We start from the raw sequence: 26,281 nt of genomic DNA on the forward strand, positions 1-26,281 counted from the left end.
TTATGTCTCAATCCCCCCATTTTTAATTTACTCGTAAGTGTGTTGTTCCAGTTTGTAGTACTTCTAATGTTGCATCTAATGCATCAACGATTAAATTTTTTACTGCAGCATCTGTATAAAATGCAATATGCGGCGTAATAATGATATCTTCTCTATCAATTAATTGTTGCAATAATTGATCATTAAACTGTTGTTCACGTTGATCACTAGGGAATAATCCACGTTCAAATTCATACGTATCTAAAGCAGCTCCTTTGATTTGTCCACTATCTATACTAGATAATAATGCATTGGTATCTACTAATGAGCCTCTAGCACAGTTTACAAATACAGCTCCTTTTTTAAAATGAGAAAATATGTGTTTATCAAATAAATGGTGGTTGTATTTTGTAGCAGGCACATGCAATGTCACTATATCTGCACCTTCAATTGCTTCTTGTAATGTAGGTTGATACGTTACATATTTTTCATTTTGTTCATTTGGATATGGATCATATGCTACAACTTCACAACCATATCCTTGTGCGAAAATCTTAGCAGCAATACTGCCTATTCTACCTGTTCCAATAACTGCTACTTTTAATTCACTTATTGATTTTGACAATATTGAAGGTTCCCATCTAAAATCATGAACGTTCATTTTATTTTGGATTGCGTTAAAGTTTCTTACTACATTAATTGCTTGCGTCACTGCAAATTCAGCAATTGAACTAGGTGAATATGACGGTACATTGGAAACAATGATGTCATATTTTGATGCCAATTCTAAATCATACGTATCGAATCCCGCACTTCTTTGAGCGATTTGCTTAATACCAAATGATTTTAACTTCACAAATACTTCTTCAGAGATAGGTATTTGTTGTGAAAGTGATAGTCCATCAAATCCTTCTACTTCATCTATATTATCGTCTGTTAAAGGATGACGTGATAGTTCATATTCAACGTTATTCTTCTTAGCCCAATCTTCAATATAGACAATATCCTCATCACGTACACTCATTATTTTTATTTTAGTCATACTAACATCCCCTACACATTATTTTTCATATAAATTGGTTAATGTTGATAATCGTTTTGCTGCTGTTTCAAGTTGTTCTTCAGATAATGCTAATGAAAGTCTGACATAATACTTTCCATTGTCACCAAATGGTATACCAGGTGCGACTAAAATTGATTGTTCTTTTAATAACATCTGTTCAAACGCTTCACTATCGTATTGAGGTGGGGTCTTCAACCAGCAATAAATGCCTCCTGTTGAATGAACAAATGGTATTCCCGCTTCCTCTAATTTATTCTCAAAGATATCTCGTCTTCGTTTAAATGTGGCATTTTGTTCTTCTAAAAAGTCATCATAATAATTTAATGCATAAGTAGCTGCATCTTGTAACGCCCCAAACATACCAGCATTTGTATGTGTTTGATATTTTTTCAAAGCTTGAATCATGTCACGATTACCTACTGCGAAACCTACTCTAAATCCTGACATGTTGTATCCTTTAGATAATGAGAAGATTTCTACTGCTACATCCTTTCCATTTTCTGAAGATAAAATACTTGGATTTTTAGCATCAAAACCAAATGCGCTGTATGCAAAATCATGAATGATTTTGGTATCAGTATATTTAAATTTTTGTATTGCTTCATCAAACACTGATTTCGTAGCAGTTGAACCTGTAGGATTATTAGGATAGGTTAAATAAACTAACTTTGCTTTTTCTAATATTTCCGCATCCACTGCATCCCAATTTGGTAAATAATACGGCGGTTCTAAATTTAATGGAACTGGGTTAGCGTTAGCTAGCATCACACCTGCCAAATAATCCGTATATCCTGGATCTGGTAATAAGACGTTGTCACCTGGATTTGCTAGACATGTTGGTAATGCAACTAACCCATTTTTTGTACCATATAGTATACATACTTCTTCATCTTTATCTAATTTGACCCCGTAGTGTCTTAGATAAAAATCTACAATAGCTTGTTTAAAAGTATCTTTACCGTGAAAGGCACCATATTTTTGATTTTCAGGTATTTTTAATGCTTCAGCAAAGTGGTTAATAATACCTTGTGGTGTTTCTCCATCTGGAATACCAACAGCCATGTTGATTAATGGTAATGGTCCATGTTCAATTTTACGTCCCATCGTTTTTCCAAAATAACTCTCAGGGATAGCCGCTAATCGATTCGACATTTTCAACTTAAAACGCCCCCTTTATACATTATTCAACTATTTTTATAATCATCTATTAGTACATTCATTTTATCAACCGTTAAAATATTGTCAATATTCTTAATTTTTAGATGATTTAATCAAAAAAAGCTAACAGAGTTATTACACTCCGCTAACTTTTAATTTAAATCTGATTATCTATATCTTTAAGTATTTCATCAACTGTAATTTTAGCACTAGTTAATACGATAGGTACGCCTGCTCCCGGATGGGTACTTGCACCTGCAAAGTATAAATCTTGATAGTCTTTAGAAACATTAGGTGGTCTAAAGTAATTACTCTGTGATAATGTCGGCATTAAACCGAATGCAGTACCGAATTTAGCATTAAATTTACTTTCAAAATCTTCTGGAGTAAAAATCGTTTCTGATATGACGTGTTCCTTAATACTTTCTAATGTAGGAATCGTTTCCAGTTTACGATAAATAATATCTTTAACTTCATTTATAAAATTTTCGTTATCCCACTCTAATTGTCCTGTTTTAAGTTCTGGCGTTGGCATAAGAACGTATAGCCCTGTTTGACCTTCTGGTGCTAATGATTGATCTCCTATTTTTGGTACATATAAATATAATGAAGGATCTTTTGATATATCACCGCCAAAAATCTCTTCAATATTTTGTCTGAAATGATTAGAAAATATGACATTATGCAATAACACATCTTCTGTAATATCTTTATCTATTCCAATATACATTAGAAAAGCAGAGCAAGAGTAATCCAATTTGTCTATCTTTTGAGGTGGATATTTTTTAATAGGTGCATGTTTAGGCATTAATTCTTGTGCTGCATAAGGAAAGTCAGCTGTACATAATACTTTGTCAAAACGCTGGACCAAACCATTTACTTTGACACCATCTGCTGTCTTATATTTAGGATCTATAATAATTTCTTCAATATCTGCATTACATTGAATATCGACACCTAAGTCTTCGTTTAACTTTTGTAATCCTTTAACCATGCCGTACATTCCACCTTTAATGAAATGAACACCAAACATCATTTCAATCATCGGTATGATAGAGTATAATGATGGACCTCGTTTAGGATCTATTCCTATATATAACATTTGAAAGGCTAGTAATTTTTGAATTTTTTCATTATCTACATATTGACCAATTAGGTTGTCAGCATGATTCAATGTTTTTAATTTATATCCTTGAATCAATGATGTCATATTATAAAAGTCAGATGGTTTTCTGTATGTACGTTCTAAAAAGTATTTTCTCGCAACCTCATATCGTTTATAAATATCAGTTAAGAATTTCATAAATCCGTGTGTTGTTCCTGGTTCAATCTGTTCTAACGTATCATGTAATTCAGCTAAATCAGTAGGTACACGTACTTTGTCATCTTTATCAAAGTAGACGTCATAAATGTATCGTAATTGTTCCATTTCAACGTAATCTTCAAAACGCTGTCCGCAATCCTCAAACACTGCTTTGTATACTTCAGGCACCATTACAATAGTGGGACCCATATCAAAGGTAAAACCATCTTTCGTAAATTGATTCATTCGTCCACCAATTTTATTATTCTTTTCAAATAGTGTGACTTGATGTCCTTTTGCGGCTAGTCGAGCTGCCGAGGCTAATCCAGTTACACCTGCACCTATTACAGCAATATTCAATTCGCATTCATCCTATTCTTGATATTTATTTTTAATCTGTCTATATATCTTTAATTTTTTAATTCTAGAAACATAAACTCGACGATGTAATGGATAATCGTGTTGTCGTGCTTCATCAATAATTCCTTTATAAATGAGTGCTGCTAATTCTATAATTGGTCTTGCTTCAGGTTTATATACTTCCAAATGATCTAAAGTATATTGATAATCTTTTTCTGCAATTTGAGCGTAATGTTCCCATAATTGAATATAATTTTGTGTAGGTTGATTATGGAAGGCATGTTTTATATCTACATCAAATTGATTAATCATTGATTGACTAAAGTAAATTCTACCTTTTTCAAAATCTTCACCAACGTCACGTAAAATATTAGTTAATTGTAAAGCTTCTCCTAATTGTCTCGATACTTCATAAGTTTCTTCATCGGGATGTTCAGTCAAAATAGGTGTCAATATTTCACCTACTGTGCCAGCTACACCATAACAATATCCCATCAAATCTTTATCTTCTTTAAACATTTCAAAATCTTCATCTTCTGATACAGCATGAATAAGATTATATAATGATTGATATTCCATTTTGTATTGTTTTGACGCATCTAAAAAAGCTAACATAATAAGCTCATCACTTTTGAATTGATCAATTGACTGAACTTCTTGTGCCTCAATTAATTGAATATCTTCTTTAATAGCTTGTAACTTTTCAGGGTCTTGTTCTTCATCAATACTATCATCTATAATTCGGCATACTGCATATACTGCCCATATCGCACGCCTCTCATGTTCAGGTAATAAATCAAACGCATAAGAAAAACTTTTAGAATACTTTTTCATAATTTGATGGCAATATTTATAACTTTCATTAATCGTTGTCATTATTTGACCTCCTGTTGCTTTAATACTATTCACTTTAATGAATGTCAAAGTGTCTACCTTTCCATTCAACCTTTTTCAAAATATATGTATGCCATAATGATTTCCCAAAAATACTACAGAAAAATAAAAATAGTAATGGATGTAAACATAACAATATCCTAGAAAAATTACCAACACGTCGATGCAATTGAATAAACTGAATTGTATAGATAAAGTATAGCGTTAACATTTTAAATTTTGAAATAGGTTTATAAATACAACTAAATATTATTCCTAAACTAGTCATTATAGAACCAAATAGCCAAATCATTATAGCAAACATTATGCGTGACTCTGTCTGATTAGCACCTACAGATAAATGCTTGGTCCAACCTTTAACTAATGCATTCAACCCCTCTTCGTACATTCTAAAATGAATATTGCCTTTTCCTTCATAAAGTGTGACAGGTAAATTGAGTTGTTGATAAGCTTGGCCAATTGCAAAGCCTTCAATAATACTGTGTTCTGCATTCAGATGCCCATTAGTAGCTAAATAGTCATCTATGTTAGTTAACAATATTGGCCCAAATGCTATATTATTGTCCTTCTGTTTCTTTAAAGACGAGAAGTGATTCATACCTACTACAGTCATTAAATTAAAAATTGCTGATAAACTTTCATATGTGTTTCGTGTTTTATGATAAGGTTGAACACTTAGTAACCCTTTATCGTCTTGATGATGATAAGTATGAATAAGTTTCTCAATGACTTCGTTATTTTCAAATACTACATCTGCATCCACAAACATTACTAATTTACTATTACAATACTTGATTCCTTCATAACATACGCGTGATTTACCACGCCATTTATCTTCAATGGAATATTGAACTTGATGAACCTCAACTTGATATGCTTTTGCAACGTTGACTGTGTCATCTGTAGAACCATCATCCATGACAATCACTTTAAAATTTCCAGTTTGCGTTAATAAGGATTCCAGTAATTGTGGTAATCTATGAGCTTCGTTTCTAGCAGGAATAATAATAGTTATGATTGGATTACTCCCATTTATTTCTTTCAAATCATGGCTATTATTTGTTTTCTGATGGTTCAATCTATATCTATGATTATATATAAAATGACCACACACTATTGATACCGTTGTAAAAACAGTAATAATATATTGAATAATTCTCACTATTTTTCTCCTTTAGTTCCTTCGCGCAGATTAATCATATCTGCTACTTGTTGTCCGCTTAAAGTAACCATAGGCATACCGCCTCCTGGGTTGACGGAACCACCAACAAAGTACAAATTATTAAAATATTGGCTACATTTAGGGAATTTGAAACCTTTATTTTTCTTTTTATCTGCTACAACACCATATATTGCTCCTCTATTAGAACGGTAATGTTGCTCAATATCTTCAGGTAACCAATAATCTTCATATATAATATGCTGTCTTAAATCAGTTAGTCCCATACGTTCTAATTTATCTAATACGATGTTTCTAAATATTTGATACTCTTCTTTTTTAAAAGGTTTATCTTGAATATATGGGATATGTGGTAAAACTTTTATATTTTCATAACCATTAGGTGCTTGAGTTGAGTCAGTTTTATTCGTATTTACTAAATAAATCGTTGGGTCTTGAGGTAATATTTTTTGATCAAATACTTCTTCATAATTTCTTTTTGAATTACTGGAAAAGAAAAAATTATGATGTCGTAGCTGAGGATAAGATTTACTGACACCCAAATGCATTACAAATCCAGAACTAGCCGGTTCGTATACGCCTTCTAATTTATCAATACGTTTTTGATTAAAATGTAATAATTCTCTATATGTAGGAATAACTTCCATATTAGAGATAATATAGTCAGCTTCAAAAAATCTACCATCTGCTAATCTAACTCCTACTACGTCGTCATGATAGGTTTTTATATTTTTAACAGATACACTAGTGTGAATTTGAACCCCTTCTTCTATAGCAAGTTGTTCCAATGCTTGAGCGAGTCGATGTATACCGCCCTGAACATACCATAGACCTTGTTCTTGTTGCATATTAAATAGCATTGATAATACTGCTGGTGCATGATAAGAAGATGAACCTACATATTTGATAAAGTAACCTAACATATCTCTTAATTTAGGATTACTAACACGTTGATTTATTGCTTGTTGCATAGTAGAAAAATAATCAAACTCTTTTAAAGAACGTAAAGGCCCATGATATTTTATAATATCTTTTAATTTGTCTAACCCTTTATTAAAATAGCCTTTTTCTGTAATTCGCTGTATACGTCGTGTATACTCTAAATAATTTTGTAACTCTTCTTTATCAGTCAAAGATAGTTGGTCATTATTTGAAAATGTTTGTTCTATTCCTTCATATAAATCTATATATGTACCATCTGTAAAGAAGCTTCGCCATTGTAATGGTAATCTTTCAATTGTTACATAATCTTCCATATGTTTATTACTATATTCGAATAAACGTTCAAAAATTTGAGGCATAGTTAATATAGAAGGTCCTAAATCAAAACCAAACCCTTTCGTTTCAAGGCGATTGACTTTACCTCCTATATGTTCATTTTGTTCGAATAATGATACTTCATAGCCACTTTGTGCCATTCTAATTGCAGCAGATATACCACCTAATCCACCACCAATAACAACCACTTTAGTATTTTCAGTCATGTATTTAACCTCTTTTATAAATTAAACGAATTAACTTTTCTAATCTTGGACGATTATATCTTTGTACTAAGATCACAGGAATATGACTAAATAATACATAGATTAAATTGATTATTTGTATGTATCTAGAAGATTTCACAAATATAATAACTGGTATTATAGACAACCAATGAATCAATTCTGCTCTTTTCATTTCAATATCAAGTTGTTTTAATGTTTCAATATTTAAATCTTCTATTGAATTCTTATTATATATATGAGAATTTAATTTACTTCCTTCAGGTATCAAGTACTTCCATTGGTTTACTTTTAAAATTCTATTCCAAAATTTACCATTATTTTCCCAAGAGTATATACGAAATATATGCCCATTTTTTTCAAAAAATGAATTAGGTATTTTAGTTCCAAAGTGTGCTAATGTCATTTGAATCGAAAACCAATACAAACTATGTAAAACAGTTAATTTCAAGGTCTTTTTAATAATTTTCAAACACATAACAACACCTTCACTGTTTTATCACCTATTAACATACGTTTTAGAACATGTTCCCTCATTATCATTATTTAAACTCTAAACACCAAATGAATTAAAATTTTTAATTAAACTTTGTAAAAAATTAATAAGCTAAATAAAAAAAGACATAAAAAAAGAGGATGACATAGTCATCCTCTCAATCATTTATAACTCGAAGTTCTTTCCAGTTATAAACTGAATCCTACCACCATCCGTGGCTTTGACGGAAAGCAATTGCACTGCTTAATGAACCGTAACGGCTATTAGCATAGTTAAGCATACCTTTAGTTTGGCTAGCTACTGATCCTGAACCCCAAGATTCTTTAGTTTGACCTAAACCTCTGTATCCAGCTGGGTTAACTGCGTTAGGGTTACCACCTGATTCAGGCATAACGATAGCGTTCCATGCAGCTTCAGTACCACCATTAGCTAAGAATTGAGCTTTAGTTGATCCACCAGTTGAAGCACTTGAAGTTGAAGCACTTGAAGTTGATGGTGCTGAGTATGAAGTTGTTTTAGTGCTGTAGTTATGGCTTGAACTACTGTTTGAAGAAGTAGTTGGAGCTGAAACAGCTTCTACGTTAGTGTTGCTTGATTGTTGGTTAGAGCTTACTGATTGAGTACTAGCTTCTTGGTTATAATAAGTTGTGTAGTCAGCTGATTGAGCTGCAGTATTTGATGTTTGAGCTGATGCTTGAGTTGTTGAAGCGTTTGAACCAACTTCTTGGTAGTTCCAAGAGAAGTTTGTACCGTCTGAAGTGAAGTTATATTCGAATCCACCACTTACAAAGTGAATGTCGTAAGCGCCAGCTTGAACTGGTTGAGCGTTTAATTGTTCTGGGTGGTTATGAGCTAAGTCGATTAAATGTGCTTGATCTACGTTAGTAGTTTCTGAAGCGTGTGCTTCGTGACCTGATACTGCGTAACCTGCTGCTCCTAAAGTTAATGCTAATGTTGATGCGATAAATGTCTTCTTCATAATTGAAAAATCCTCCAAAAAGTTTTTTGTTTTTATATGTTTTCTTGTATTAAATTCGTTGTGCAATATTGAAAATGTTTTTGTTTAACTTTCGACGGTATTCACTATACCATAAAAATCGGCTTTGTATATTACACGTTCCTTACAAAAAATTACAAACTAAACCTCGTTTTGTAACTTTGAAATATAAATGTCGTCCTTGTAATATAAAGACTTAAACTTTTTAGTTTAAAATTTCATCACAAACCCTTATATTACATTAGATTTTTAAGAGTTTTGCTCAACTTTTACATTTGTCGTAATATTACAGATTGCATTTTAGTTACATAACTGTAATAGTTCTAAAAATTTAAAATGGTTAGTTTTAACATAAAAATAGATGAAATATCCAAACTTTTTCATTAATTTGAATCATTTCATCTAAACACAAACTATATTTATTTTGTAATCCGAATTAGTTTAATAGTCTTTAACGCCCCATAATACTTTTTCACATTGTCTAATAATATATTTCAACACTTCAACTCTTGCAGTCTTCTTATGATCAGCAGGCACAATGAACCAAGGTGCGTAATTAGTATCAGTATATTTAATCATGTCATGACTTGCTTCTAAATATAAATCCCATTTATCACGATTACGCCAATCTTCATCCGTTATTTTCCATTGTTTATTTGGATCTTGCTCTCTATCCTTAAATCGCTTAAGTTGTTCATCTTTATCTAAACACAAGAAAAATTTTAAAAGAATCGCACCTTCATCTGTCCACATTTTTTCAAATTCATTAATTTCATGATAAGCTCGTTTCCATTCTTCTTTATCGGCAAACCCCTCTACTCTTTCTACCAACACTCTGCCGTACCAACTGCGATCGAATATTTCAAGGTGACCTGTTTTAGGCATTTCTTTAGCAAAGCGCCATAAGTAATGATGAGCTAATTCAACATCGGTTGGTGCACTTATACCGTTTACTTCATAGCCTGTAGGATCTAACTTTTCTCTAATTCGCTTAATATTGCCACCTTTACCAGCTGCATCCATTCCTTCGAAAGTTAAAATAAGTGGAATCTTTCTTTCATATAATGCAAATTGAATTTCTCTCATACGTTTTTGTAAAGGTTCAATCATTTCTTTATATTCTTTTTTAGAAATTTTCTCGAATTTAACATCAAACATATTAGTCGAAAAATCTTTGCTAAATGCACCATCTTTATTAGCTTGTTGTCGTTTTGATTTCTTAATCGCGTTTTCTAATCTTTCTATTATATGTTTGTACATTTTTTCAAATGCGACTTCACGTTGTGTATAATCAATGACTTCCCATTGGTTATCTTTATGTGTGAACTTTCTCATTTCTGCTAAATACGTTTCATTAGGGATGACCTGTTCATATTCTTGAACTTTCCATTTCATTAATGGATTGTCTTTAGTTTGTTGAATATGTTCTTGTCGTTTTTCTTCGCTCACTTCAATATAAAACTTAATTAATTCATAATTGTCATTTTGTAGCATTGTTTCAAAACTTTTGATTTGATTAACTAGTTTCTCACTTTTTTTATAATATGCTTGTTTAATACCGTTTTCTTTATAATCTAAGAAATGAGAATACCAACTTCTAAAATATATGTTAATGTGTCCTTTTTGAGGTAATGTGTTCCAATATTTTTGTAAAAATTGATATCTTAAATCTTCATATTGTGGTGACTTAGTAGAGATGAATTGTGTGTATTTTGCATCAAAAGTCAGTAATAGTTCATTGGATAAGCGTGTCTTCCCTGACGCCGGCATACCTTCAAATAAAATCATAATTGGAATACCTAATTCATGAGTTTGGCGAGTCAGACTTGCTGCTTTTAACTTTAATTCTTCTATTTTTTTATTCATAATACCCACCCTTTGATTAAAAATGAAATTTTATAAAGTATAGCATAATAAAAACAGGTCCTTTACTATTAAATGAAAGAAACCTGTTTTTTACTTATTATGCTAAAAATTTAAATATGTCATTACTATAAATTTTAAATACCTTTCTAAATAGAATATCTAAAATCCATGCTACAAGGAAAGGAACGATAAAGTATGCAATCATTATAAGCAATAAACTCAACCAAGCAGAATCAAGTCCCATAAATTTAAATGCATTAATTGGACCTACCATACCTATAAAACCAAATCCTGCTGATTCTTTTGTACCTGCTATACCTACAATTCCTGAAGTAATCCCTGAAACTGCGGCTGTAATTAATATTGGTAGCATAATAATCGGATAACGCACCATGTTAGGCATCATCATTTTCACACCGCCAAAGAAAATAGACATTGGCACACCCGCTCGATTGACTTGGCTAGTTCCAATTAGTAATACCGCTTCTGTAGCTGCTATACCAATAGATGCGGAACCAGCCGCTATACCCGAAATACCAATCGCTATGGCAATCGCTACTGTTGATAGCGGCGATATGATAATGAAACTAAATACCATTGAAATTAACATACTCATTAATACAGGCTGTAATTCTGTAAAACTGTTTACCATATTTCCTATACCAGTTGTAATCATATGTACATAAGGTAGGATTAATACACCGATTGTTGCTGCAATGCCCCCTATAAATGTTGGATATACAATTAAAGCCATACTACCTACACGGTGTTCTATTAACAAAATCAACAATACCGCAATAGATGCAGTAATCATTGTATTAATTAAATCTCCTATTCCAGCAATCACCCATGTACCATTCTTAAATTGGGCAGCACCACTTCCAACATAAGAAGCACTTGCTACTACTGCCATAGCTAATGGTGTCAAATTAAATTTTAAAGCGATTAACGCTCCTACTAGTGCTGGTACTGTAAATTGAATTGCTTGAACAACACCTAGTAACGTTTTAAAAATAGGATGATATTGCATCAAATATTTAAATATTTCTCCCAATATCGCATTAGGCACTAAACCTGCTACAATACCTACTGCTACCCCAGATAGCACTCTAAATATAAAATCTTTTGGTCTTATTTTACTCAATGTTGTCATTTCTAGCGCCTCCAATAATCTATTACAATAAAAAAAGACAAATAGCCTTAATTGAACTAACTATACACATGATGAAATCTAAGGTGTGTTGGTATTCGTTGATGCAATCATTTGTTGTGTAAAGTTGGGCCAATTAAGACTATAGCTAGTATTATACCATATTTTTTGTAATTTTCAGATAATTATTTTAAATTTTCATCATTTTTTAACATCTTTATGCCATTATGATTGTTATGCTAAAGATACAAATAAAAGAGGAGATGTATACGATGACTGTTAAATGTCAACGCATCTATGATAAACAAATTGCTAAAGGTAAGCGTGTGTTAGTTGATCGTGTTTGGCCAAGAGGTATTTCTAAAGAAGATGCACAATTAGACGAATGGTTAAAAAAAGTAGCCCCTACTACTGAATTAAGAAAATGGTTTAATCATGAACCTAAATTATATGCTGCGTTTTCAGAAAAGTATGCTAAAGAATTACGTGAAAATAGCGAACAACAAGAAGCTTTTGAATATCTTAAAGACTTTGTGGCATCAAGTAAGGAAGATGTTATTTTATTATATGCCGCAAAGGATACTCAATATAATCACGCTAAAGTATTAATGAAACTTCTAAAAAATAACTAAATCAATAAAAAGCATTTAATGAGTTTACCTTTCATTAACTCATTAAATGCTTTTGTTTTAATTATTCATCTACAATTTCTGCTTTTCTAGATTCTTTCTTATATCTCAAATACATTAAACCTAATATTCCCATCCAAAATGGGGCAATAATAACTGCTATTCTTGTACTATTGTTAATTAATAAAATAATAAATATAAATGCAAAGAATGTAACAATACCATAAGCCATCCACTTACCGCCTGGTAATTTGTATTGACTTTGTTTATGTAACTCTGGATTTTGTTTTAAATAACCGATATAAGCAATCATAATAATAGACCAAATTACGATATTTAATACTGTAGAAACTGTTGTAATATATACAAATACTTTCGTTGCATCTTTAAAGATGGCATTAAGTACAACAGAAATACTTAACAATCCACATGTTACTAAAATCGCATAATAAGGCACACCATTTCTATTTGTTTTTCCTAATATAGGAGGTGCTTGTTTACGTTGAGATAATCCAAACATTGTTCTACTATTGGCAAACACGCCACTATTACAAGCTGAAGCTGCTGCAGTTAATACTACAAAGTTGATAAGTCCTGCCGCAAAAGGAATACCAACTAACCCAAATAATTTAACATACGGACTATCTGACGGACTAAGTTGATTCCAAGGTACCGCAGCCATAATAACTGCTAAAGAACCAATATAAAAAATCAAAATTCGATAAGGTACATTATTGATTGCTTGAGGAATTGTTTTATGAGGATTCTTAGTTTCACCTGCTGTGATTCCTATTAATTCAATACCTATAAATGAAAAGATTGCCATTTGAAATGACATGAAAAAGCCAGATGCACCATGAGGGAATATACCACCATGACTCCAAATATTAGATACACTAGCTGTTCCGTATGGCGTCTTCATTGCAAAAATGACCATAACAATTCCTACTATTATTAATGCTAAAATTGTTAAAACTTTAATAATAGCAAACCAAAATTCCAATTCTCCAAATAATTTAGCGCTGAATAAATTTAAAGACATGAGAACTAGTAATGTAAATAACGCCGTTAACCAGTTCGGCATAGCCGGGTACCAGTAATCTACGTATTTAGCTACAGCTGTAATTTCGGCCATACCAGAAATAATCCATGTTAACCAATATGTCCAACCTACAATAAATCCTGCCAATGGACCTATATGTTTATGGGCGATATCCGCAAATGATTTAAAACCAAGATTAGATAATAACATTTCTCCCATTGCACGCATAAACATAAATAATACAAAACCTACTATAATATATGTAAGTAAAATTGAAGGACCAGCCAAATGAATAGATTCACCTGCTCCTAAAAATAAACCTGTTCCAATTGCACCACCAATAGCAATCAATTGAATATGTCTATTACTTAACTCACGTTGCAATTTATCCGCCATTATTGTCTCCCCATTCCGGTCATTGCTTAACTATAATTTTTTGTTTAATATAAACTTTCATTTCTACTATAAAGTTACACATACCCTCATTTTCAAATTACAATCAACTATTTAATATGATTTAGATTAATACTTTGACATCTCAATAGTTAAGCAAGATAATTTAATAAAGATTGACAACACATGTTAGGTAGGTAAAAAGATGAATACGACTAAAATAGATCCACGAGTTTTACGTACTAAAAAACTATTAGTTGAAGCATTTCAAACCGTATCCCGAAAAAAACAATTCTCACAATTAACCGTGAAAAATATTACTGACGAAGCAACAGTGAATAGAGCTACTTTCTATGCCCATTTCACTGATAAATATGATATTTTGGATTATTCACTATCAGTAACCATTCTTAAAGATTTAAACGATACATTGAAGGTTTCAGATTTTATAAATGAACAAGTGCTTTCACAATTATTTATGACTATCTGTGATTATATGGTAGATGTTCAAAATTTTTGCAAGTTAAATCAAGACGTATTTTGTAACCAAGCACATCAACGTATTAATGAAGAATTAGAAGATATATTCACGATTATGTTAGAAAATAGTTACCCTAATCATGAACGAGACATCCTCGTCAACAGTGCTAGTTTCTTATCGGCTGGTCTATGTGGCTTATGTAAACACTGGCTTAATACAAGTCAACAAACTGCTAAAGTATTTATAGAGAAAAATCTTCCATTTCTTATTCACCATGTTGCGCATTTATAATTTTCTTATTCAAAATTCACTTATATATCTATTCATAAAAATCGTTCTAAAACGTTAATTTATGAATAGATTTTTTATTTTTAGCAACACATTTTAAAATATGTTAGTTAAACGACAATCTTATAAACATGTTGTTTGCACTTTTTTAGATTAAGGTATATATTATATTTAAACAACAGATGTTGTATAGATAATATGTGTTGTTAAACTGAAAAGATTGGAGGGTATGATATGACAACAATAGAGGATCACGAGGGATTTAAGCGGACATTCAAAGATAAGCATTTAACTTTAGGATTATCTATTCCGTTCGATCAGCCAAAACAGAAACAAATTAATATCGATGAACAAGTTGAATTAGCTCAATTAGCTGAAGAGTTGGATTACTCAAGCCTATTTGTAAGGGACAATCCGTTATATAGCAAATATTTAGGTAACGTAACCGAGAATTACGACCCATTTGTATTTTTAACTTACTTAGCTGCCCATACTTCCAAAATATCTCTTGGCACAGCAAGTATTGTTGCTACATTACGTCATCCCCTCCATTTAGCTAAGGCAGCTACATCTCTCGATATTTTATCCCACGAAAGACTATTATTAGGTATGGCTACAGGTGATCGATCGTTTGAATTTCCAGCTTTTAAAGTGAATGAAGATGAACTAGCAGAACGATATCGTACATCTATTAAATCACTACGACAGTTATGGCAATCAAATGCGCCTGACATTTCAAATGCTATGTTTGAACTAATTGAAGATTCTGGTTTACAGGTTTTACCTAAACATAAAGCTATTCCAATGTTTGGTACTGGATACTCAAAACAATCTATAGAATGGCTTAAACAAAATATGGATGGTTGGATATTTTATGCTCAACATTTTCAAGATCAAAAGCAACTGGTAGAACAATGGCATAAAGATAATGAAATTTTTAAACCTTTCATAAATATATTGTTCGTCGATTTATCTAGTAATCCTAATGAGACAGTCAAACCTATTAAAGGCGGCTATCGAACAGGTAGAAAAATGTTAATTGAAATTTTAAAAGCATACGAAACAATAGGTACAAACCATATAATATTACGATTTATCAATAAAGACAGACAACTAAAAGATATCATCAATGAAGTTGGAACGTATATAGTACCCTACTTTCCAACTCACCAAATTTAGGAGGAATTAATAATGGAAATTTTAAACAGAATAAATGAATTAGCAAATAAAGAAAAAGTACAAACATTGAGTGTAGAAGAAAAACAAGAACAACAAGCGCTTAGACAAGATTATTTAAAAATGATCAGAGGACAAGTGTTAAATACATTTTCAACTATGAAAGTCGTTGATCCACTTGGTCAAGATGTAACACCAGACAAAGTTTATGATTTGCGAAAAGAATATGGCAACATTCAAGAAAATGAATAACTAAATTTAAAAAGGCACTCAGTCTCCAAATGGAAACTAAGTGCCTTTGTTATTTAACAAACTAAAAAATTGAATTTATGGCCATCTGGATCAGCAAACATTGCACCATAATAACCTTGCTTAACACAAGGTTTTTCTAAAATAGTACCTCCTGCTGATTCGACGCTTTCGATAAGTTGGTCTACTTCTTCATTCGTATTAACACCTAACGAAATAATTGTTTCATTCGCATTAGAAGTTACCGTATCTTTAGTAACCGCTTCAAAGTGATTATTTTCAATTAAAATAACAATCGTATTGCCTATTTTAATCCCTACCATTTTATCTAACATCTCTGGGTTATGATTAATTTCAAAACCTAAAGCTCGGTAAAATGCTTCACTTCTATTCAAATCTTTCACATGCAAATTAAACCACATTGATTTAATCATAAATTCGGCTCCTTTAATTGGTTAATTTAAATCGCAACAATATTTCTACTTAAAATTGTACATGTTCAATCCACTGTGCTAGAGATAGTTTATCAGGGTTAATTTGATTCATTAATTCAAAATCAACCACATATCCTTTATCTTCTAACCAACTTCTTTCAGCTGTACCACTCACAAATTCACCTTTAATTTCTGTAGGTAGACCAGTGACAGTTGCAAATGTTTTAACCACTTCATTTAAAGTTAATTCATCTGACGCAATTTCGATGGCTTGATGATTATATTGTTCTGTTTTTTTAAATAAATTAGCAGCAACTTTCGCAATATCAATTGAAGAAATCATTGCGAATTTAACTTCAGGATTGATAAACTCAGGTATTGTTATTTGTTGGTCTTCTTTCTTAGCAATTCTAAGGAAGTTATCCATAAAGAATGATGGTTTAATAATTGAGAAGTTTAATGATGATGCTTTCAGTTCATTTTCTATTTCAGCTAACGCTTCAAAATGGGGTCCTGTTCTATCTCTATTTACACCGCCTGCTGTACTATACACAACATACTCAATATGTTGTTTTTCAGCTAATTTAATAATCATTTTTCCTTGTCTTAATTCTTCCTCAATATCATCTTTAATGATTGGTTGAACACTATATAATCCATATTGTCCTTCCATTGCTTCTTCTAAGCTTTGTTGATTACTCAAATCACCTTCAAAAATTTCAAGTTGATCACTTTCAATAGAAGTTAATTTATCATTATGTTTATTACGAGTTAAAGCACGTACATGCCAACCATCAGTTAATAATTGTCTTACAACTGCATTACCTTGTTTACCTGTAGCTCCAATAACTAGAATACTTTTCATTTATTTTCTCTCCTTTATTACTGTTGTAAAAACCAATAATCTTCCTTCTCACCTTTTAAATAAGTGTATTCTTTAGGTGATTTACCCATATGCCATATATTTTCATTCATTAAATCTCTTATATCCCATACTAAATGAATAAATTGATGTAAATGATTTCCAAACAATTTGTTTGGTGCTTTCATCTGTAATACATGAGATACCTCATTAATTGAAATATTCATTTCATCTGCTATATTTTTCAAACTCAAAGTCGTTTCATCAAAATGCTCTTGTAATTCTCTAGCTGTAATTTGTCTTTGTTCTTTATTTAATGACATCTACATCACTCTTCCCTTTTATTAAAACATCTACATCTCTTTTATTTGTCTTTTTATATGATAGGCTTTATAATAAACGGATAGTTGTCCGTTTGTCAACAAACTTATTTTAAGAAGGTGATGTATTTGCGTAAAGACGCCCTAGAAAATCGACAGCGTATTGAGAAAAAAGCAATTGAACTCTTTAACCAACATGGCGTTCAAGAAGTAAGTATGAATCGTATCGCAAAAGACTTAAATATTGGAATGGGAACATTGTATCGTCATTTCAAAGATAAAAGTGCATTATGTGCAACTATCATTGCACATGACTTTACTGACATTATCAACGAAATGTATGAAGTTAAAAACAAGAACAGTGATAAACAACTGATTTTTAGTGATTCACTAGACATCTTTTTAACATTTAAATCTAATAATAGTGAGTTATTACATTGTATTGAAGACACAACAGATAAAAATGACTTTTACAATAGCGACATTTATTTACAATTATTTAAGTTTTATTATGAAGTTCTTGGCAATAATACAAGTACACCATGGACAACATTTAAAGTAGATATGTTACTTAAATCTTTATCTACCAATTCTTTTGAATTACAAAAAGAAAAGCGCGGTCTTTCAAACGAATCAATTAGAGACTATTTAATCAAACTATATATTACAGACGAGGTGGCAACAAATGGCTAAAATTACATTAATTACAGGTGGAAATAAAGGACTAGGCTTTGAAACAGCTAAATCACTTATCGACCAAGGTCATAAAGTATATATCGGTTCACGTGATGAATCCCGTGGACAAGAAGCAGCACAACAAATTGGTGCTCAACTTGTTCAATTAGATGTCACTGATGATACATCAGTTAAAAAAGCATTTGATTATATCAAAGAACAGGAAGGCCGTTTAGATGTATTAGTAAATAATGCAGGTATCTCTGGTCAATTTGCTAAACCTGCTGATATTACAGTTGAAGATATGAACAAAGTTTATCAAACGAATGTTTTTGGCATTGTAAGAATGATGAACACATTTGTTCCATTATTAGAACAATCTGAACAACCAGTTGTCGTTAATGTCACAAGTGGTCTGGGTTCATTTGGTATGGTCACTGATCCAAATACTCAAGAATATCATGTTAATTCATTAGCATATTGTTCATCTAAATCTGCAGTAACTATGTTAACTGTTCAATATGCCAAAGGTTTACCAAATATGCAAATCAATGCTGCAGATCCTGGTTCTACTAATACTGACTTAGTTGGCGATTTTAGTAACAATGCTAAACCAGCAACTGAAGGTATTAAACCAATTGTAGAGTTAGCAACAATTGATGCGGACGGACCAACTGGTACATTTATTAATGCTGATGGCAAAATGCCTTGGTAAACTTTTGAAAGTTAGAACTAAAAACTTTATAACAAATGATGTAAATAACATACATTCTATTGGAGGATTTTATAATGAAAAGTATTACTTTTGAAGAACACTATGTCATCGATGAGATTCAAAAAGAAACAATGAAAGCAGCATCTGCTGATCCTAATGGCGTACCAATGAAAACAATGCTTGAAGGTTTAGAACAAAAGTCTGGTTTCACTGATGCTGATGAAATTAAATACCATGATAAACGTATCAAATTTATGGATGAACAAAATGTTCAAATGCAAGTACTATCATATGGTAATGGTGCACCTTCTAACTTAGAAGGACAACAAGCAATTGACCTTTGTAAACAAGCAAATGACACATTAGCTGACTATATTAAAGAACATCCAGATCGTTTCGTAGGATTTGCTACATTACCTATTAACGAACCTGAAGCAGCTGTTGAAGAATTTAAACGTTGTATCAATGAATTAGGTTTCAAAGGTGCGCTTATTATGGGACGCCCTAAAGACGGCTTCTTAGATCAAGACAAATATGATGGCATTTTTGCAACAGCTGAAGCTTTAAATGTACCAATTTACTTACATCCAGCACCCGTTAATAGCGATGTATATCAAGCATATTATAAAGGTAATTATCCAGAAGTAACTGCTGCAACATTTGCTTGTTTCGGTTATGGTTGGCATATTGATGTAGGTATCCATGCTATTCATCTTGTACTTTCTGGTGTCTTCGATCGTCACCCTAATTTAAATATGATTATTGGACATTGGGGAGAATTCGTTCCATTCTTCTTAGAACGTATGGATGACACTTTATTTGCAGATCATTTACAACATCCAGTTAGTCATTATTTCAAAAATAATTTCTATGTAACACCAAGTGGTATGTTAACTAAACCTCAATTTGATTTAGTTAAAAAAGAAATGGGCATCGACCGTATTCTATATGCTGCTGACTACCCATACATCGAACCTGAACGTTTAGGCGTATTTTTAGATGAATTAGGTTTAACTGACGAAGAAAAAGAGAAAGTAAGTTATACAAATGGAGCTAAGTTATTAGGATTAGAATAATATTCCAACAATCATTGTTAATTATAAATGGAGGTATTTTATATGAATACTATAGAACTAAAAGGCGCTAAATTACGCTATCATCAAATCGGACAAGGACCTGTATTAATCTTTATTCCTGGTGCTAATGGTACTGGTGATATCTTTATGCCACTTGCACAACAACTTAAAGATCATTTTACAGTTGTAGCAGTCGATCGTCGTGATTATGGTGAAAGTGAATTAACAGAGCCACTACCTGAATCAGCTGCCAACCCAGATGATGATTATCGTGTAAAACGTGATGCTAAAGATATTGCAGAACTTGCACAATCATTAAGTGATGAGCCAGTATATGTATTAGGTTCAAGCTCTGGTTCAATCGTTGCTATGCACGTATTAAAAGATTATCCAGAAATCGTTAAACAAATTGCTTTCCATGAACCACCTATCAACACATTCTTACCTGATAGTAAATATTGGAAAGACAAAAATGATGATATCGTAAACAAAGTATTAACTGAAGGTTTAGAAGGTGGTATGAAAGACTTTGCTGAATCATTAAAAATTGCACCTATTGATGCTAAAATGATGACTGCTCAACCTGAATCAGAAGAAGCTAAAAAAGAGCAATATCAACGTTCAATGTTCTGGGTAGAATATGAAATCCGTCAATATACACATTCTGATATTACTTTAGACGATTTCAAAAAACATGAAGATAAAATTACTTTATTAAATGGTACTGACTCTAAAGGTTCATTCCCACAAGATGTGAACTTCTATATCAATGAACAAATTGGTTTACCAATTGTTGCTATTCCAGGCGGTCACTTAGGTTACGTTCAAAAACCTGAAGGCTTTGCAGAAGTATTATTAAAAATGTGGAATAACTAAAATTATTCTTAAACTAAAGACAATATCTAGTTATAAAATGTTATGTATTTATACGTAGCGTCGAATATATAGAGAAACACGCGTTGAGATTTACCTTCTCAACGCGTGTTTTTTCTTTATCCTAATATTGTTTCCATGGAGCGATTAACACTACCTTCATACATACCGCCAAATTTTAATAAATGAATCATAAGTAAATATAATCTATAAAACTCTAAACGCTCATATGCGCCTTTAGCTAATGGATAATGCTTTTCATATTCATCATAAAATTCTTGTGTAAACCCACCAAATACTGTCGTAATACCTAAATCAAATTCACGATCGCCATAAAATGGTGCTGGGTCAAATAAAGCTGGTTGACCATCCGTTAAGAACATATAATTGCCACCCCATAAATCACCGTGCAATAATGATGGCTTGCTTTGGTGATTGTCTAAGGCGTTGACCATTACTTCTCTGACCTGTTCATATACTTTATTATCTTCTTTATTCCATAATCCTTTGCGCAATAATTCATCTCTAATGTGATCCATACGTTGTTCTATAAATAATTCTTTCCATGAATTTGTCCATGTATTTTCAAATGAAATATCGCTACCTTCATGAGGTAATCGAAAACCAAATTGACCGTCTTCTTGTTGTTGGCTATGCATTTTAGCAACTAATTGACCTAATTCTCTTTGGCTTCCACTAGTACCTTCTTCTAAATAGCTTAATAATAAATAAGCATCGTCATTAATTTCCCCACTTGCGATAACTTTTGGTGCAGTAATGCCAGCATTTTCAAATTCATTAAGACCTGCAATCTCCGCAGCATAAAAAGATTCATTTCTATTTCGTTGGACTAATAAGAAAAAAGTGTCGTCTTGCTGTGTAGTAACTTTAAATGCTTCGTTAACATCCCCACCACTTACAGGTATTATATCTTTAATATAATCTAGAGGTAATTGTTCTTTCCAATCTATTTTCATTATCTCACCTTCCATTTATCTGTAATACTTATTATATTTCCTAAATATATCACTTTTAATCTTTAAGTATGTCACCTATGTGAATGAATCATTATTTAGAAGTTCGACTATTTTTTAAATTTTTATAATTTAACTAGGAAATTTAATATGAAAGTGCTAGTCTATTAAAAGGAAAAGTTTCAAATATATTAAATTGAGGATAGTAAGCCTCAAATATAATGAACTAGGAGCGTTAATATGTATAAACTAATCAAACCATTATTATTCAAAATCGAACCTGAAAAAGCACATGGATTAACAATTGATGCACTAAAAATCACACAAAAACAGTCATATGTATTACCTATTATGAAAAAATTATTCGATTATCAAAACCCAATTCTTTCACAAAATATCCATGGTATCACATTTGAAAATCCTATTGGACTTGCCGCTGGTTATGATAAATCTTGTGAAGTACCTAAAGCTTTAGAAAACCTTGGATTTGGTGCATTAGAATTAGGTGGTATCACGCCAAAACCACAACCTGGTAATCCTCAACCTCGTATGTATAGATTATTAGAAGACGATGCTTTAATTAACCGTATGGGCTTTAATAATATTGGAATGAATAAAGCACTTAGTAACTTACGACGTCATGCTTATCATACGCCAATCGGTCTTAACGTTGGTGTAAATAAAATGACTTCTTATGATAACCGTTACCAAGATTACATTAAAGTTATAGATACATTTAAAAATGACGTGGATTTCTTCACTGTGAATATTAGTTCTCCAAATACTGAGAACTTACAAAATTTTCATGACAAAGATGAATTTTCAATGTTATGTAGTGCTTTAGAAACATTCAAAGCACAAAATGAAATTAATGTACCTATATTCTTAAAACTTACTTCTGACATGGATGAAAATGGATTAAAATCACTCTTACCAACTATTAAAGAACATTTTGACGGTGTTATTCTTGCGAATACGACACGTCAACGTGATGGTTTAACATCAGCCAATCGTGTTGAAGATGGTGGGTTAAGTGGTCGTCCATTATTTGAACGTAATTTAAAATTAGTTAAATTAGCATACCAAGAAACTAATGGAGAATTACTAATTATTGGTACTGGTGGCATCTTTAGTTCTGAAGACGCAATTAAAATGATACGTAATGGAGCTTCATTACTACAAATTTATTCATCTCTTGTAATAGAAGGTCCAGGTCTAACTAAGAAAATAAATAAAGAAATCGCTCAGTATTTAAAACAAAATGATTATCAAAATATTAGTGATATTATTGGATTAGATGCAAAGTAGCGTACTAATAATTCAGTTAATAGTATAATATCTTTACTTTGTATAGGTCTTTTATATAGGATATAAATTAAAGTAATCATAGATAGTTATAAATTAAAACTTACTCAATGTTATGTGTCATGAATATGGGGGGCATTCTTAAAATGCGAGAAGAAACAAAAGAAAAAGATATGAATCATTCAACGCAACAAGATAATATCGATAACAATAGCAAGGCTGAAAGTAACGAAGAAGATGAACGTAAAGGGCTACATGGTTATCGCAAAACAGATCTTGATTTAGAAATTGAACGCGAATTACAAGAAATGATGGAAAATGATGACAAAGCAGTAAAGAAAGAAAATAAACGCTTTAAACTATTCTCTTTCCTTGCTATGTTAGTTATCGCCATTATGGCAATTATACGTTTCATTCATAAAATGATTTAACTTTATTAGAATACCCAGAGTTAAGGCTCTCGCCTTTTAACTCTGGGTATTTTTAAAATTGTTGTAAAAATGCACTTGCATCTTTATTGATTTGTTTAAAGTCAATACCTTGTTTCATTGCTGCAAAGACACATCCACAATAACATTGTCTAAATATATTATAGTCATTACACATTTCTATAGAACGTTCATAGCCTTTGTTTTTCTTGAAATCACTAGGTAGATATTTAACGTTATATACATTTTGCACATCCATCCCTAATTGATTAATTAATTGTGCATTCTTTTTAGGAGATAATGTAATCGCACTACCAAAATAATCATAACCATATTTAATAGCTGCTTCTGCTACTAATTCAAGTCTCATTTCAAAACAAGCAATACATCTTAGACCACCTTCAGGCTCCTCAGTTAACCCTTTAGCCTTAGCCATTTTCATAAATTCATGTGGTTTATATTCAGCTTCAATATACTTCACATTTGAACCTGTCTTTTCATTGAAATCTTGAACAAACATTTCTTGTACTTTGGCACGTCTTAAGTATTCATTCTTAGGGTGAATATTAGGATTGGCAAAATAAATAGCGATATCAGCATATTGTGTTAAAAATTCTAAAGTATATGTGCTACATGGCGCACAACAGCTATGTAATAAAATTTTAGGACGCTCGTTTTCCCTTTCCCATTGTTGAATCATTTTCCTTAACACTTTGTCATAGTTTACCTTTTGATTTTTCATTTTTTTCAAAATGTCGCCCGCTTCAATCAAAAGAAAACACTCCCTTCATTATTTATTATATAATTTATGAATATTATACAATAAATCGATAATGAAAGAGTGTTCTCAGAGGAATTACTTTTATTTTATTTAATTCAATATTAAGTTTAATATTCTTTCATGATTTTATTTACTTGATAAACATACATAAATCCACCAAATACAATACCCGCAATAATGGCAGTAATAATTTCCATACCCCATTGAATACTTGTATGCTGTAAATATTTTATGATTAAACCTAAGAGAAACATAGCACTTCCGAAGTAAAGCATCAAAATCACACTTTTAATTCGATATTTATTCACTAATTTTTTATATTCTTCTGGTGAATAAACTTTATCTTTATTTAGTTCATCAGATTTTGTTTTATATAACAATACGCCATTAATTATAAAAAAGAAAATGAATAGTAATATTGTATTTAATGAAATTGTTTGGTGATACGCATCAATGATTAGGTTAGACAGTAACAAAATAGGCATACCAATATAAGTAATTATAAATGTAGTAGCCAATTTTTGATTTAAAAGTGTTCTCTCCCTTTCATCTTTTTCAGTTGATGTATTAGTAATCCAATTTAATAACTTTTCATTCAACTGACTCATATGAATACCCCTTTCAACTAGTAATTTTAGTATATGTCTAATATATATGACACATGTACTAATGTCAAATATAAATGACATTAGTACTTAATTGTATTCATTTAACATAGAACATTGTATGATGTTATTAGCAATATAATATAAAAGACTAAGGAGCAGTTTTATGACTCAATTATCACCTTATTTAGCATTTCCAAACACTAAAGAAGCTTTAAAATATTACGAAGAAGTATTTGGTGCGACGAATATTAAACGTTTAGAAGTCGGAGAAGATCAAGCGGAACATTTTGGAATGACAAAAGAACAAGCTAAAGAAGCAACTATGCATGCAGAATTTGAAATTGTTGGTGTGAAAATTTTAGGTGCAGATTCATTCGAACGTATTCAACCAATCAATAACGGCATTTCATTATTAATTGATTTTGACGTTAATGATAAAGAAGAAACTGAAAAAGTAGAAGCTTTCTACGATAAAATTAAAGACCATGAGACTATCAATATTGAACTACCATTATCAGAACAATTTTGGGGCGGTAAAATGGGCGTCTTCAATGATAAATATGGCGTAAGATGGATGTTACATGGTCAAGATTATAATGCAACGAATCAGTAAATAGGTAATAATAAACAGGCTGGAACATAAATCCCAAAATAATAGCACTAAGGTGATTTATTTTAATCATCTTAGTGCTTTCTTTATACCCAATACTTCGTATTGTATGGCTCTCTTTCCCAGGGTACAGTTTCAGCCAGAAATACAGCACAGATAAATCTGTGAGTATTTCTAAGGTCTTCAACTAGCACTGTTCCCTCGGGAGTCTCGCCATAAATACTACGTATTTATATGTAATTTTACTTTAAAATATTTAAAAAATAAGGCACTTTCGTATAATTTAATAAGCATCACTAAACTAAATTAATGGAATCCTTATGTATAAAGATTAATCGATTTAGAGTAAACTCCAAAGTAGATGCTTTATCAAAATCTTTATTTGTACAATTTCATAATCAGTGTTTAAAAGAA

The 26,281-nt window shown here is 31.4% G+C and carries 28 protein-coding genes; 11 read left to right on the forward strand and 17 right to left on the reverse strand.

Annotation, left to right across the window (positions count from 1 at the left end; translation table 11 throughout):
• Positions 1 to 22: 22 nt before the first annotated feature.
• The 10 genes from GVY01_RS09635 to GVY01_RS09680 all read right to left on the reverse strand — a co-directional run bounded on the left by GVY01_RS09635 (position 23) and on the right by GVY01_RS09680 (position 11,951).
• A complete protein-coding gene (locus tag GVY01_RS09635; RefSeq protein WP_017636586.1) occupies positions 23 to 1,021 on the reverse strand; it encodes a D-lactate dehydrogenase in 999 nt (332 codons plus the stop codon).
• A gap of 18 nt (positions 1,022 to 1,039) precedes the next feature.
• Positions 1,040 to 2,194: an aminotransferase class I/II-fold pyridoxal phosphate-dependent enzyme gene (locus GVY01_RS09640; RefSeq protein WP_181299850.1), complete on the reverse strand. Its 1,155-nt coding sequence runs from the start codon at positions 2,192 to 2,194 to the stop codon at positions 1,040 to 1,042.
• 163 nt (positions 2,195 to 2,357) lie between these two features.
• Entirely contained in the window at positions 2,358 to 3,863 is a 1,506-nt protein-coding gene (locus GVY01_RS09645) for a phytoene desaturase family protein (protein ID WP_017636588.1), read from the reverse strand.
• Positions 3,864 to 3,875: 12 nt separating this feature from the next.
• Complete coding sequence (locus GVY01_RS09650; protein WP_017636589.1) at positions 3,876 to 4,739, reverse strand: phytoene/squalene synthase family protein; 864 nt, start codon at positions 4,737 to 4,739, stop codon at positions 3,876 to 3,878.
• A gap of 34 nt (positions 4,740 to 4,773) precedes the next feature.
• Positions 4,774 to 5,919 carry a glycosyltransferase family 2 protein gene (locus GVY01_RS09655; RefSeq protein ID WP_017636590.1) on the reverse strand — a complete coding sequence of 382 codons (1,146 nt, stop codon included), beginning with the start codon at positions 5,917 to 5,919 and terminating at the stop codon, positions 4,774 to 4,776.
• Positions 5,919 to 7,421 carry a phytoene desaturase family protein gene (locus tag GVY01_RS09660; protein ID WP_017636591.1) on the reverse strand — a complete coding sequence of 501 codons (1,503 nt, stop codon included), beginning with the start codon at positions 7,419 to 7,421 and terminating at the stop codon, positions 5,919 to 5,921. The genes GVY01_RS09655 and GVY01_RS09660 overlap by 1 nt, the downstream gene beginning before the upstream one ends.
• A gap of 4 nt (positions 7,422 to 7,425) precedes the next feature.
• A complete protein-coding gene (locus GVY01_RS09665) occupies positions 7,426 to 7,911 on the reverse strand; it encodes a hypothetical protein (RefSeq protein WP_017636592.1) in 486 nt (161 codons plus the stop codon).
• Between the two features lie 226 nt (positions 7,912 to 8,137).
• Positions 8,138 to 8,914, reverse strand: a complete 777-nt coding sequence (locus tag GVY01_RS09670) for a transglycosylase (RefSeq protein ID WP_159333737.1) — start codon at positions 8,912 to 8,914, stop codon at positions 8,138 to 8,140.
• Positions 8,915 to 9,373: 459 nt separating this feature from the next.
• Positions 9,374 to 10,798: a polyphosphate--AMP phosphotransferase gene (locus tag GVY01_RS09675; protein ID WP_017636594.1), complete on the reverse strand. Its 1,425-nt coding sequence runs from the start codon at positions 10,796 to 10,798 to the stop codon at positions 9,374 to 9,376.
• Positions 10,799 to 10,895: 97 nt separating this feature from the next.
• Positions 10,896 to 11,951: a PTS transporter subunit IIC gene (locus GVY01_RS09680; protein ID WP_017636595.1), complete on the reverse strand. Its 1,056-nt coding sequence runs from the start codon at positions 11,949 to 11,951 to the stop codon at positions 10,896 to 10,898.
• Between the two features lie 269 nt (positions 11,952 to 12,220).
• On the opposite strand from GVY01_RS09680, the gene GVY01_RS09685 reads away from it, so the two are divergent.
• Positions 12,221 to 12,580, forward strand: a complete 360-nt coding sequence (locus tag GVY01_RS09685; protein ID WP_017636596.1) for a DUF488 domain-containing protein — start codon at positions 12,221 to 12,223, stop codon at positions 12,578 to 12,580.
• A 61-nt stretch (positions 12,581 to 12,641) separates the two neighbouring features.
• Here the strand turns inward: GVY01_RS09685 and GVY01_RS09690 are convergent, their stop codons facing one another.
• The gene (locus tag GVY01_RS09690) at positions 12,642 to 14,015 is read right to left on the reverse strand and encodes an amino acid permease (RefSeq protein ID WP_017636597.1); all 1,374 of its coding nucleotides are present in this window, start codon (positions 14,013 to 14,015) and stop codon (positions 12,642 to 12,644) included.
• A gap of 202 nt (positions 14,016 to 14,217) precedes the next feature.
• Between GVY01_RS09690 and GVY01_RS09695 the strand changes: the two genes are divergently transcribed.
• The 3 genes from GVY01_RS09695 (at position 14,218) to GVY01_RS09705 (ending at position 16,209) form a co-directional block, all read left to right on the forward strand.
• On the forward strand, positions 14,218 to 14,784 hold the full coding sequence (locus tag GVY01_RS09695) for a TetR/AcrR family transcriptional regulator (protein ID WP_017636598.1): 567 nt from the start codon (positions 14,218 to 14,220) through the stop codon (positions 14,782 to 14,784).
• Positions 14,785 to 15,015: 231 nt separating this feature from the next.
• Positions 15,016 to 15,960: an LLM class oxidoreductase gene (locus GVY01_RS09700; protein ID WP_017636599.1), complete on the forward strand. Its 945-nt coding sequence runs from the start codon at positions 15,016 to 15,018 to the stop codon at positions 15,958 to 15,960.
• A 12-nt stretch (positions 15,961 to 15,972) separates the two neighbouring features.
• Entirely contained in the window at positions 15,973 to 16,209 is a 237-nt protein-coding gene (locus GVY01_RS09705; protein ID WP_017636600.1) for a DUF896 domain-containing protein, read from the forward strand.
• 53 nt (positions 16,210 to 16,262) lie between these two features.
• On the opposite strand, the gene GVY01_RS09710 is transcribed toward GVY01_RS09705, so the two are convergent.
• Genes GVY01_RS09710 through GVY01_RS09720 form a run of 3 tightly spaced genes read right to left on the reverse strand, consistent with a single transcriptional unit; the run spans position 16,263 to position 17,825 of the window.
• Entirely contained in the window at positions 16,263 to 16,640 is a 378-nt protein-coding gene (locus tag GVY01_RS09710; protein ID WP_017636601.1) for a VOC family protein, read from the reverse strand.
• 49 nt (positions 16,641 to 16,689) lie between these two features.
• Complete coding sequence (locus GVY01_RS09715) at positions 16,690 to 17,505, reverse strand: NmrA/HSCARG family protein (RefSeq protein ID WP_017636602.1); 816 nt, start codon at positions 17,503 to 17,505, stop codon at positions 16,690 to 16,692.
• 17 nt (positions 17,506 to 17,522) lie between these two features.
• On the reverse strand, positions 17,523 to 17,825 hold the full coding sequence (locus GVY01_RS09720) for a DUF2316 family protein (RefSeq protein ID WP_017636603.1): 303 nt from the start codon (positions 17,823 to 17,825) through the stop codon (positions 17,523 to 17,525).
• A 126-nt stretch (positions 17,826 to 17,951) separates the two neighbouring features.
• Between GVY01_RS09720 and GVY01_RS09725 the strand changes: the two genes are divergently transcribed.
• The 4 genes from GVY01_RS09725 to GVY01_RS09740 all read left to right on the forward strand — a co-directional run bounded on the left by GVY01_RS09725 (position 17,952) and on the right by GVY01_RS09740 (position 21,164).
• Positions 17,952 to 18,515 carry a TetR/AcrR family transcriptional regulator gene (locus GVY01_RS09725; protein ID WP_017636604.1) on the forward strand — a complete coding sequence of 188 codons (564 nt, stop codon included), beginning with the start codon at positions 17,952 to 17,954 and terminating at the stop codon, positions 18,513 to 18,515.
• On the forward strand, positions 18,508 to 19,212 hold the full coding sequence (locus GVY01_RS09730) for an SDR family NAD(P)-dependent oxidoreductase (RefSeq protein WP_017636605.1): 705 nt from the start codon (positions 18,508 to 18,510) through the stop codon (positions 19,210 to 19,212). The genes GVY01_RS09725 and GVY01_RS09730 overlap by 8 nt, the downstream gene beginning before the upstream one ends.
• 74 nt (positions 19,213 to 19,286) lie before the next feature.
• The gene (locus GVY01_RS09735) at positions 19,287 to 20,288 is read left to right on the forward strand and encodes an amidohydrolase family protein (protein ID WP_017636606.1); all 1,002 of its coding nucleotides are present in this window, start codon (positions 19,287 to 19,289) and stop codon (positions 20,286 to 20,288) included.
• 42 nt (positions 20,289 to 20,330) lie between these two features.
• Complete coding sequence (locus GVY01_RS09740; protein ID WP_017636607.1) at positions 20,331 to 21,164, forward strand: alpha/beta hydrolase; 834 nt, start codon at positions 20,331 to 20,333, stop codon at positions 21,162 to 21,164.
• A gap of 116 nt (positions 21,165 to 21,280) precedes the next feature.
• Here GVY01_RS09740 and GVY01_RS09745 read toward each other — a convergent pair whose 3' ends face one another.
• Positions 21,281 to 22,138: a fructosamine kinase family protein gene (locus tag GVY01_RS09745; protein WP_017636608.1), complete on the reverse strand. Its 858-nt coding sequence runs from the start codon at positions 22,136 to 22,138 to the stop codon at positions 21,281 to 21,283.
• 237 nt (positions 22,139 to 22,375) lie between these two features.
• Between GVY01_RS09745 and GVY01_RS09750 the strand changes: the two genes are divergently transcribed.
• The gene (locus GVY01_RS09750) at positions 22,376 to 23,443 is read left to right on the forward strand and encodes a quinone-dependent dihydroorotate dehydrogenase (RefSeq protein WP_017636609.1); all 1,068 of its coding nucleotides are present in this window, start codon (positions 22,376 to 22,378) and stop codon (positions 23,441 to 23,443) included.
• A 143-nt stretch (positions 23,444 to 23,586) separates the two neighbouring features.
• Positions 23,587 to 23,871 (forward strand): hypothetical protein, encoded by a 285-nt coding sequence (locus GVY01_RS09755; protein WP_017636610.1) that lies wholly within the window; start codon positions 23,587 to 23,589, stop codon positions 23,869 to 23,871.
• Between the two features lie 52 nt (positions 23,872 to 23,923).
• Here GVY01_RS09755 and GVY01_RS09760 read toward each other — a convergent pair whose 3' ends face one another.
• Together GVY01_RS09760 and GVY01_RS09765 are read right to left on the reverse strand one after the other, a co-directional pair.
• Positions 23,924 to 24,610: an epoxyqueuosine reductase QueH gene (locus GVY01_RS09760; protein ID WP_414075558.1), complete on the reverse strand. Its 687-nt coding sequence runs from the start codon at positions 24,608 to 24,610 to the stop codon at positions 23,924 to 23,926.
• Between the two features lie 146 nt (positions 24,611 to 24,756).
• Positions 24,757 to 25,257 carry a DUF3278 domain-containing protein gene (locus GVY01_RS09765; protein ID WP_017636612.1) on the reverse strand — a complete coding sequence of 167 codons (501 nt, stop codon included), beginning with the start codon at positions 25,255 to 25,257 and terminating at the stop codon, positions 24,757 to 24,759.
• Positions 25,258 to 25,420: 163 nt separating this feature from the next.
• Here GVY01_RS09765 and GVY01_RS09770 point away from each other — a divergent pair, with 163 nt between their 5' ends.
• Positions 25,421 to 25,870: a VOC family protein gene (locus tag GVY01_RS09770; protein WP_017636613.1), complete on the forward strand. Its 450-nt coding sequence runs from the start codon at positions 25,421 to 25,423 to the stop codon at positions 25,868 to 25,870.
• The last annotated feature ends 411 nt before the right edge of the window (positions 25,871 to 26,281 follow it).

This window comes from Staphylococcus sp. 8AQ (assembly GCF_902506595.1).
In the GTDB taxonomy this organism is placed as follows: Bacteria; Bacillota; Bacilli; order Staphylococcales; family Staphylococcaceae; genus Staphylococcus; species Staphylococcus pasteuri.